This window comes from Paenibacillus radicis (ex Xue et al. 2023) (genome assembly GCF_024722015.1).
Lineage (GTDB): Bacteria > Bacillota > Bacilli > Paenibacillales > NBRC-103111 > Paenibacillus_S.
The window spans coordinates 161,159-170,104 of the sequence record NZ_JANQBD010000021.1 but is presented as its reverse complement, the minus strand read 5'-3'; the positions used below and the strand labels follow the sequence as shown (position 1 = coordinate 170,104).

Genomic DNA, 8,946 nt, shown 5'->3' with positions numbered 1-8,946 from the left:
ATTTCCCCATGCGACTTCAACCTCCTGTGGTAGGGTAGGTATAGATTGAAGCTCTTTGTCAGGTGCTTCGTATCTTCGATAGTTGCTGGGGATTTCCCTTCTTTAGTGGATTATATTACACGCCAGACTTTATAAGTTTTCAGCAGAGCTGAACAAGTCTGATATTGCAAGAAAAGCTACAACTTAGTCACGAATGTATCTTCCTCGAAAGGGCTTCGATCAGAAGCTTTTCTTATTATTCTTTGATTTATTTATAAGCATGAATGCCTAACAAGGTCTCCAAATTGACGATGGAAAATCCTTTCTTCTGCAGCTGCTCAATGATTATTGGCAGTGCTTTGATATTCACCGTTTGTACTTTGCTGGAGTGCATTAGAATAATGTCCCCGTTTCTTACGTTGGAAATCACATTATTTACGATATTGTCGCTTTCCTTTTGAGACCAATCCAGTGTGTCTATGGACCAAAGTACAACGGTGAGTCCCTCTTTTTTCACGGCGGCTAATACATTATCATTCGTTGCCCCGTAGGGCGTACGCATGATAGATGGAGTTTTACCAATTACGGATCGAATAGCGTCTTCTGTTTCTTTCACATCGGTATGAATTTGATTCGCATCCAATTTGGTATAGTCATCATGTTTAAAACTGTGATTTAGCACCAAATGCCCGTTTTCATAAACTTTTTTGACTACGTCAGGGTACTGGTTTACTTGTTTTCCGATAAAGAAAAAGCTTGCTTGTACCTTATATTTATTCAAAATATCCATAATAGCAGGCGTTGTTTGATCATCTGGACCGTCGTCAAAAGTGAGGGCGACCTTTTTTTCATCGGGACCGTTAATAAAAATATCTCCTTGATGGGATTTGGCAAAATCGACGATCGTTTTGCGCCAAGCGAGCATATCTGCCCAAGCCTTCTGTGTTAATTGATTGGACTTCCCTACAATGCTCAAAAAGTAATCCCCCTTGGAAGCAGGTGGCTTTTCCGGCCCCTTTTGAACGCTTCCTTCAGAGAAAACGGAGATATGATCAACATTGGATGTACCTTTTGGGATAATAAACTTCAATTGATATTTCGAAGCTGCGTTATAGCTATAGATATCATCCGTGCCGATTTCTGTTTTACTTTCTGGGGGGCCTAATGATTCTACAATGCTTTGGAGTGTCAAATTTTGAAGGCTTTGATCATAGGAGCGGCTGTCAAATACAAGCCGATTTATTTTATTATAACCAAAGGATGCTTGAGGTCCGGTAAAAGACGCGTACATTCCCCTGCCCGCTTCAACATCGGTATCCGGATTCCCCCATTGACCTTCGATTTGATCGATCGTACTTTGACCGACGGAAAATACGTTCTTCCAAGCCTTTCCTTCCCGGGCTGATTCCAATAATTGTTCAGGAAGGTCGGTATCCTTGGCAGGCGATGGAACCGTAGAGCTAATAGGAGCATGGGTTGGGTTAGGCAAGACTGTGGAAGATTTGCAGGAACATATAAAAAAAGTCATTGCAAACACCGTCAGCATCGGACAAATAAACCATTTCGTCTTCATAATACTGAAATCTCCCTCATCCTATTAAGATTGACCTTCTCTGGACATTATTTCCTGAAATTCCTCGGAAAATGCATTCACTGCAAGTATAACTGTTTTTTACGCAGGAGCCAGAATATTTCCGTAGTATTGTTGTGGTTTCGGGAATATGGCTCCAAACGCACTGCTTAGCATGATGCCATTTTTGGCTCTCAATCGAATGAACCCCCATCCTCACCGTACAGTGCAGCTTCCTGGAATGCTGCTCAACGATAAGGACGGGGGTTATTGGTTGTATCATCTTATCCTGCTTGGCGCCCAGCCACTGCACGATTGGTCTTCTCCGACATGTAGATCAGCAGCAGCAGAATCGCTAACAGGAAGTACGGAAACCAAGCAATGTTTACATGCTGCACGATCAAGCCGAATAGCGGCGGCATCAGTATTGTGCCCACATAGGCCGATGCCATCTGGACGCCCATGATGGACTGGGACAGCTCCTTGCCGAAGTTATGCGGTGTCTGATGCAGCATGCTCGGATAGATCGGTGCACAGCCAAGTCCTATCAACCATAGTCCGATTGGATAGACGAAATCCCCTAATGGCAGCACAAATAACAGCACGCCGACCGCTATACCGCCCAGTCCCAGACGAATCATGGTCACGTTATCAAACTTGGTGGACATGAAGCCCGAAGCTAGACGCCCCAACGTTATACCAAGGTAGAAGAATGAGATCCACTGTGCAGCCGTCTCCGCACTAATGCCGCGGTGAATAACTAAGAAGCTGCTTCCCCACAAGCCTGTCGTCGCTTCGAGCGCGCAATAAGCGAAAAAAGCTATGAGTGCAGGCTTCATGCCTTTGATCTTCAACAAGTCACTGCGCTTTATAAGTGCGGATGCAGCAGAAACTTCTTCTCCTGCTTTCATTGCTGCATCTGCCTTCCTCCACAACGGGAGTGTCAGGATGAGGATCACAACCAAGCTGATCTGAATAAATCCAATCGTCAGATATCCCATATTCCAGCTGCTATCGCTTATGAGGTACATCGACATAATGGCAGGACCCGCGGTCGCGCCAATCCCCCAGAAGCTATGCAGCCAATTCATATGCTTGGCTTTATAATTCAGCGCCACGAAGTTGTTAAGCGCGGCATCCACCGAGCCCGCTCCAAGTCCGAGTGGAATTGCCAGCACACATAGCCAGATAAAGGACGGTGCTATTCCGAAGCCGAGCAATGCAACTGCTGTCATTAGCACACTAACCGCGGTAACGCGCCCTGTCCCCCATTTTCGAATAACCGGTTCACTGTAGAAGCTTGAGACAATGGTGCCCCCTGCTATGATCATAGACACGATACCGGCATAGGATACAGGCACCGCGAGATCACTTTGCATAGCCGGCCATGCAGACCCCAAGAGGGAATCCGGTAAGCCAAGGCCAATAAACGATAAATAAATAATGATCAGCAATAATGTCATCATATGAAGGTCCCCCTACTCTCTCCTATTCTCCAGTTCATGCAGTGATATTTGAATTAACCCCTGCTCAAAGTGATTCTCGAATTGATTCGAAATCGCCACTTGTATGCAGAAGCTGTCTCGAAGAAGCTGTTCTGCATATTTCTTAACCGATTGGTCATTCCCTTCGCTCCAGAAATCCCCATACAGTATAATCTGGTTCGGGGCAAGCACAGTACAGATCATAGCTACAAGTTGACCTACGGCTTCGGTAAGCTGCTGTTCATCACTATAATCCAATGTGAGCCAGTCGCATCCTAATGGATAATGTCCAACCTCACCCGCATAATTCTGATAACCTGTATACACCCCTCCATTTATGATGATGCCTGCACCCGGAGGGTAGCTTCTTGGAAAATATATTCCCACCACTGTTTCCGATTCACCTTCAGCGCAATGCTGATGGTAGTAGCCGTTTACAGCTCCGTTAATGTCATTGACAAAGATGACAGGCACACCATAGCGAGCTTCATAATACGGGATAAAGGTGCTGCCCACTAGCGCGGGGTGGTCATTGATCGTAACTATCCCATCCTGCTCCGCCCCTGGAAGACCAAAAGCAATTAAGTGAATAGTCGGAAACTGTGCAAACACGCGATCTAGAGCTTCCTCGAAGCTTGATACCAGCACCTGCTCCATATATTCGGCTTCCTCATAAACAGATTCTTCAAAAAGGTTCACAACGAGCAGCTTCATATAATTCCGTTTGTCCTTCTGATATCCGTAAAGGATGACCGCGTGCTGATAACCACCCATATAATGATACAAGCTTGAAGGCCGTCCGCCGTTGGATGGCACCATCTCCCCCTGGTGTACCTCGCCAGCGGCGATCATATCCATGAGAAGTGCATTAATGGTCACCACGCTTAGGCCTGTCTTCGCTGCAAGCTCCTGCTTCGTCGCTTGGCGCATATATTTGAGCGTATGGCGGACAAGACGCTGGTTCATCATTTTGACGAGTAAATTGTTGGCCCCCTTCATAATTCCTCCCCTTAATAAACATCTTATTAAATGTTCTTTAATAAGTATATTAATCACAGTCTCGGCTGATGTCAATGAAAAAAAGAACCGCTCCTTCGTAAGAGAATTACAAAGAAACGGTTCTAATTCAAGACTTCCTTATTAGTTGTTAAATATTCAATTTACCCCGTATATGATTAGCCATAATTTTATATCCTTCAGCGTTCGGATGCAGTTGGTCTGGTAGTTTGTCAACAAAGGCTTCTCCAAAAATATCCAAACCGTCTACATAAGTAAGATTTGAATCCCCGTAAGAGGTTAGAATATTCACCGCTTCCCGGATTTCTTTCCTCATTGTAACCAAGGTCATCCCTACTAAGTTTTCGTCTGTTTCTCTGTGAGGACAATAAATAGGTGAAAATAAAAATAGGGGTGTGCTGCGATGCTTTTCCCGAATGATCGATACCATGCCAATAATTGCAGAACGAAACGTCCGAATATTTAAGCTATTGCCACCCATTACATTAATGCCGAGGCACATGGAAATGACGTCTGCGGGAAGGTCACGGATGACGCGAGCAACCATTGGTTCCAAATGACATTGTCCGCCAAAACCCATGCAGGTCAGGTCCCAGCCTTTGTTGCGTGCTACGATTGCCGGCCAAGTTTGAGCCGGACTTTCAGCTGCGCTGCATTGTGTAATGGAGCTGCCGTATGCAACCCACCGTGGTTGATTGTTTGACAAGGGAGTGGCCGATGCCCCATCATCAACTTTTAGTGCTTTCACAACAACGGCAGCCTTTTGTGAAAAATAAATTTCAATCCTCTTCATACCGCCTGGTAAGTTTGTAAATAAACAAATTTTTTCTCCTGCAAGGAGAGTCTTGGTATCGACTAATTCATCTTCAATAACTATATCAAACAGTATATCTTTATCCGTTATACCGACATGCAGCTCCACTGAAGTGGAATCGCTTAGAAAAGCAAGTCTAACACCCGCTGTTTCCCCTGCCTTCTCCACTAATTCAGATGCAAATAAGCTGAGCTGATCATGTGGCAACCGCCATGGCCGGAGTCCGGTGTCATTCGTTTCTATTGAAACGGCCCCCCGAAACCACTCTTTATTTATTTCGATAGTTTGCATTTTTCCATTCACCTTTCTATCGTTATTTGAGTGCTATTATTGTGGCTCTAAACCGAAATCAGCGCTTGACGAAGCCATCCGATTCTATCTCCGTGTCCAGCCTAACCCTAGACAAAAACTTAAGAACGGTAATGACAGGGCATACGACTTTATTAGAATTAATTCGATTCGAAGCCCCTGCCTTCTCCCAAAAACCTGCATCTATACAGCCTTTGGGCCGGTATATCCGAAGTCTTATTAAATTCATGCAAATATGCATTTATTTCTTTATTCTTAGCTCAATCGGAGCGTTTTCCATGAAAATGGATGTACTTTTGCAGGTCTGTTCTCACTACAGCAATTTCGGCAGGAAAATAACTGCATGTTTGCAGGATTTTGTGAGACTAGAAGCCGGAGGAGGGTCAAGTACTGATTTTGAGGCTGAGCTATTATTATATTACAATATTTCGATCTAATATTTCCCAGTAATTTCAAACAAGCTCTCCGTGAAATAATTTTGATTAGATGGATAACGAAAATAGGCTGCCTTCATTGTGATGAATAGTTTTTATTGGGAATGAGATAAACATCTTGTCATTGACGCATCACAAGATGTTTATCCCATAAAACAAAAAAGTCGCGATTTACGCGACTTAAAATTGATTGGAAATCTTAGATCATTTCATCGTTGGTCATTACTCCAATCTACGATGTAACAGGAATGACCGGCTTATTCTGTAAAATATCGCTGGAAGCTTGCATCCATAAAGCCAAGCCGGAGGCAAGCCGTTCGATCTCCCCGGCATTTGCCGGCTCTGCCGACAAATCTTGCGTTTCCCAAGGATCGTTTAGTAGATCGAACAACTGGATTCGTTCTGTTCCTGTGTTCGTTAATGGCGAGCGATAATAACGAATCAGCTTCCATCGACCGTCCGTTATCATCCGCTGGGTATCTCGATAAACCGAGCACACGATTCCGCGAACGCCATCGCTTTTCCCTGCAAAGATTGGACACAGACTTACGCCTTCCGTTTCCTCCGGCAGGTCGATGTTACATAGCCCTGCAACTGTAGGAAAAATATCGATATTGCTTGCCAGCGCAAGCTCCTGCTTGTTCTCCGGTACACCCGGCCCCCGGAATATAAGCGGAATGCGCACGCTGTGCTCGTAAACGTTCTGTTTGCCCATCAGTCCGTGCTGCCCGACTGCCAAGCCATGGTCGGCGGTATACACGATGAGCGTGTCGTCATAGATGCCCTTAGCCTTCAACGCTTCGACGACTCTACCGATTTGCGCGTCCAAATGGCTTATCATCGCGTAGTAATCGGCAATATGTTCACGAATTTCGCCCTCGTCCCTCGGCATTATAGCGAGTTTCTCGTCCCGAACCATCATATCACCTGTATCGAATGGATGCTCCCGCATAAAGTTCGGAGGCAGCGGAATGGCGGCTTTATCGTACATGCTTGCATAAGGCTCGGGCGCCGTTCGGGGATCATGCGGCGCTGTATAAGCCACATACAGGAAAAACGGCCGATCCTCCCGATAATCCTCAATAAACTTGACGGCGGAGTCCGTAAACAACTCTGTTGAGAACGTCCGTTCAATATATTCCTGTTCCTTAGGATAAGCCCCGCTCGGATCATAATCGTGTACGGGAACCTTTGTATGCTCGCTCATTCCGTGAAAAAGCAGCTTATCCCCTCCTTCGAAACTTCGGGCGAAGCTTGCCTTGTCGTTATGCCATTTGCCGACCGCATGAGTTTGATATCCAGCTTCGCGCTTCGTTTGCGGCATTAGCCGAACATCTGGGCGAATAACGCTCGAATGCTCCCGGTTCATCATGTCTTTGCCGATCATCGCCCGAAAGATCGATATGCCCGTATTGACGCACGCTCTGCTCGGCGCGCAAACCGCTCCGGTTAGGCCGCCGAATATATGCGTGTTACGGCAAGATGTCCCGCTTGCGGCCAGCGAATCCAAAACCGGTGTCTGCACGGTTTCATTGCCAAACGCTCCAATGGATTCACCACGATGATCGTCCGCTATTATAAACACTACATTAGGTCTTTCGGCTGAAAGCTTCTTTTTGATCTGCTCTTTCATCTTATGCTCACTCTCACGAGACAGGATTGTTGAATTCCGGATTGCACAAATATCACAATTACTTTTTCGATTTATACTGGGTATAAGCTTGCTGATAAATTTCCAGGTAACGTTTAATGTTCATTTTATCCAAGGTGCTCAAATAGTTGCTCCACTCCTTGTCAATGTCCAGCGAGCCTGTAACCGTTTTTGCAAAAAATTCGGTTCTGTAGTCCGTAATCGTCTTCTCAAGCGTGGCAAGCTCCTCCGCTTGTTCGTTGGTGAAGAACAATGGCGGCACAATTTTGCTCGGGTCGGTTTCGTAAGGCTCGTATTTTTTAGTTTCATTATACAAAATAAGTTCAAGCGAGTTTTTCGGATCAGCTGCCACGCTTAATCGCAACTCGTTGGTTCGCAGCGACGGCCCCGCCTGCGCCCAGTGTACGTTTTGCAGCTTGCCAAACGTAACAATTGGTTTCCATTTCGCTTGCTTCCCGTTAACTCCAATCTCTCCTGGCGCCGAACGCACCCACTCCTGATCAGGACGGCCCTGTGTGCTGCGCAGCGTCGCTTCTTCTGAAAGCAGCAGGTCAGCCATACGGAATGCGGCAGCAGGATTTTTCGCCTTATTGGTGACAACGAATTGACCGGTAGAGACCGCGTAAGGATTATATGCAGTTGAACGTATACCTGCCGGCCCTTTAAGTGGCGGCACGGAAATGTAGTCTTTGAATCTCGGGTTATCGACATCGACAAATACCGTTTGGTTTTGCGAGGCAATAGCTCCTACGATCGGGATTTCCGGGTTCAAGCCCATTTGTTTCAGTTGGTTTCTGTCCTGTGTAAACGTTTGCGGAGATATTAAACCCTCAGCATATAGTTTATTAATATACTTCAAAGCATCCTTCCACTCCGGTTGATTAAAGGCAACTTGAACCTTTCCATCCTTAACGAAGCGCAGGTTGAAATCCTTCTCGATAAAAGCGCTGGGCAGAAAAAGGTCCAATGTCGAGGATGGGCCGTTAGTAGCGCCAACAAGCGGAATCTCATCTGCCTTGCCGTTCCCGTTAGGATCTTTTTCTTTAAAAGCTTTAAGCACTTGATAAAATTCGTCAGTCGTTTCCGGCATTTTTAATCCGAGCTTGTCTAGCCATGGTTGATAAATCCACATCTTTTGACCGAGCGAGCAGTGGTAGCAATCATTAACCTGAGGTACCGAATAAATATTGCCGTCAGGCATAGTAATCAAATCTTTTACATAGGAAACCTGCTCGAACATCTTTTTCATTTCCACGCCATATTTATCAATATACGGGTTCAGCGGAATAAATACGCCATCCTTACCGTAAATTGACTGCTGGATCGGCGATACGCTCATATTAAGCAGCACATCCGGATAATCACCGCTTGCGAGTGAAACGTTAAGCTTCTCTGCAAATGTTTTTTCCGGAGCGACTTCCCAATCGATATGAATGTTCGTTTTCTCCTCCAGCCACTTGGTGAACTCGTTGGTTGCAAAATTTTCGACAATGCTGGAGCCTTTTACCATGACCTTAAGCGTCGTCTTTTCTTTCGTGATCGGGAATACGCCCGCTGCCGTTACTTGATCGTCACTGCTTGCTTCCTTCTTTTGAGCAGCTTCCTTTTGTCCACTATCTGCACATGCGCTTAGGAGCGCTAAAGACGTCGTAAGCGCTACTAAAGCTGTTAAACCTTTTTTCATGTAA

The 8,946-nt window shown here is 45.7% G+C and carries 6 protein-coding genes; all 6 read right to left on the bottom strand.

The genetic code is table 11. The features are described from left to right. Window positions 1-247: 247 nt before the first annotated feature. Window positions 248-1,552: a polysaccharide deacetylase family protein gene (locus NV381_RS26335; RefSeq protein ID WP_258216274.1), complete on the bottom strand. Its 1,305-nt coding sequence runs from the start codon at window positions 1,550-1,552 to the stop codon at window positions 248-250. A 281-nt stretch (window positions 1,553-1,833) separates the two neighbouring features. After that, window positions 1,834-3,015, bottom strand: a complete 1,182-nt coding sequence (locus tag NV381_RS26330) for an MFS transporter (RefSeq protein WP_258216273.1) — start codon at window positions 3,013-3,015, stop codon at window positions 1,834-1,836. Between the two features lie 12 nt (window positions 3,016-3,027). Then, the gene (locus tag NV381_RS26325) at window positions 3,028-4,032 is read right to left on the bottom strand and encodes an ROK family protein (protein WP_258216272.1); all 1,005 of its coding nucleotides are present in this window, start codon (window positions 4,030-4,032) and stop codon (window positions 3,028-3,030) included. Window positions 4,033-4,180: 148 nt separating this feature from the next. Then, window positions 4,181-5,155, bottom strand: coding sequence for an SGNH/GDSL hydrolase family protein (locus NV381_RS26320; protein ID WP_258216271.1), 975 nt, complete (start codon window positions 5,153-5,155; stop codon window positions 4,181-4,183). 684 nt (window positions 5,156-5,839) lie between these two features. Then, on the bottom strand, window positions 5,840-7,240 hold the full coding sequence (locus tag NV381_RS26315; protein WP_258216270.1) for a sulfatase-like hydrolase/transferase: 1,401 nt from the start codon (window positions 7,238-7,240) through the stop codon (window positions 5,840-5,842). 58 nt (window positions 7,241-7,298) lie between these two features. After that, window positions 7,299-8,942 carry an ABC transporter substrate-binding protein gene (locus tag NV381_RS26310; RefSeq protein WP_258216269.1) on the bottom strand — a complete coding sequence of 548 codons (1,644 nt, stop codon included), beginning with the start codon at window positions 8,940-8,942 and terminating at the stop codon, window positions 7,299-7,301. Between the last annotated feature and the right edge of the window lie 4 nt (window positions 8,943-8,946).

Bases quoted from the DNA above. Each gene is read 5' to 3' on its own strand.
- NV381_RS26335 (WP_258216274.1), bottom strand. From the start codon at position 1,552: ATGAAGACGAAATGGTTTATTTGTCCGATGCTGACGGTGTTTGCAATG.
- NV381_RS26330 (WP_258216273.1), bottom strand. From the start codon at position 3,015: ATGATGACATTATTGCTGATCATTATTTATTTATCGTTTATTGGCCTT.
- NV381_RS26325 (WP_258216272.1), bottom strand. From the start codon at position 4,032: ATGAAGGGGGCCAACAATTTACTCGTCAAAATGATGAACCAGCGTCTT.
- NV381_RS26320 (WP_258216271.1), bottom strand. From the start codon at position 5,155: ATGCAAACTATCGAAATAAATAAAGAGTGGTTTCGGGGGGCCGTTTCA.
- NV381_RS26315 (WP_258216270.1), bottom strand. From the start codon at position 7,240: ATGAAAGAGCAGATCAAAAAGAAGCTTTCAGCCGAAAGACCTAATGTA.
- NV381_RS26310 (WP_258216269.1), bottom strand. From the start codon at position 8,942: ATGAAAAAAGGTTTAACAGCTTTAGTAGCGCTTACGACGTCTTTAGCG.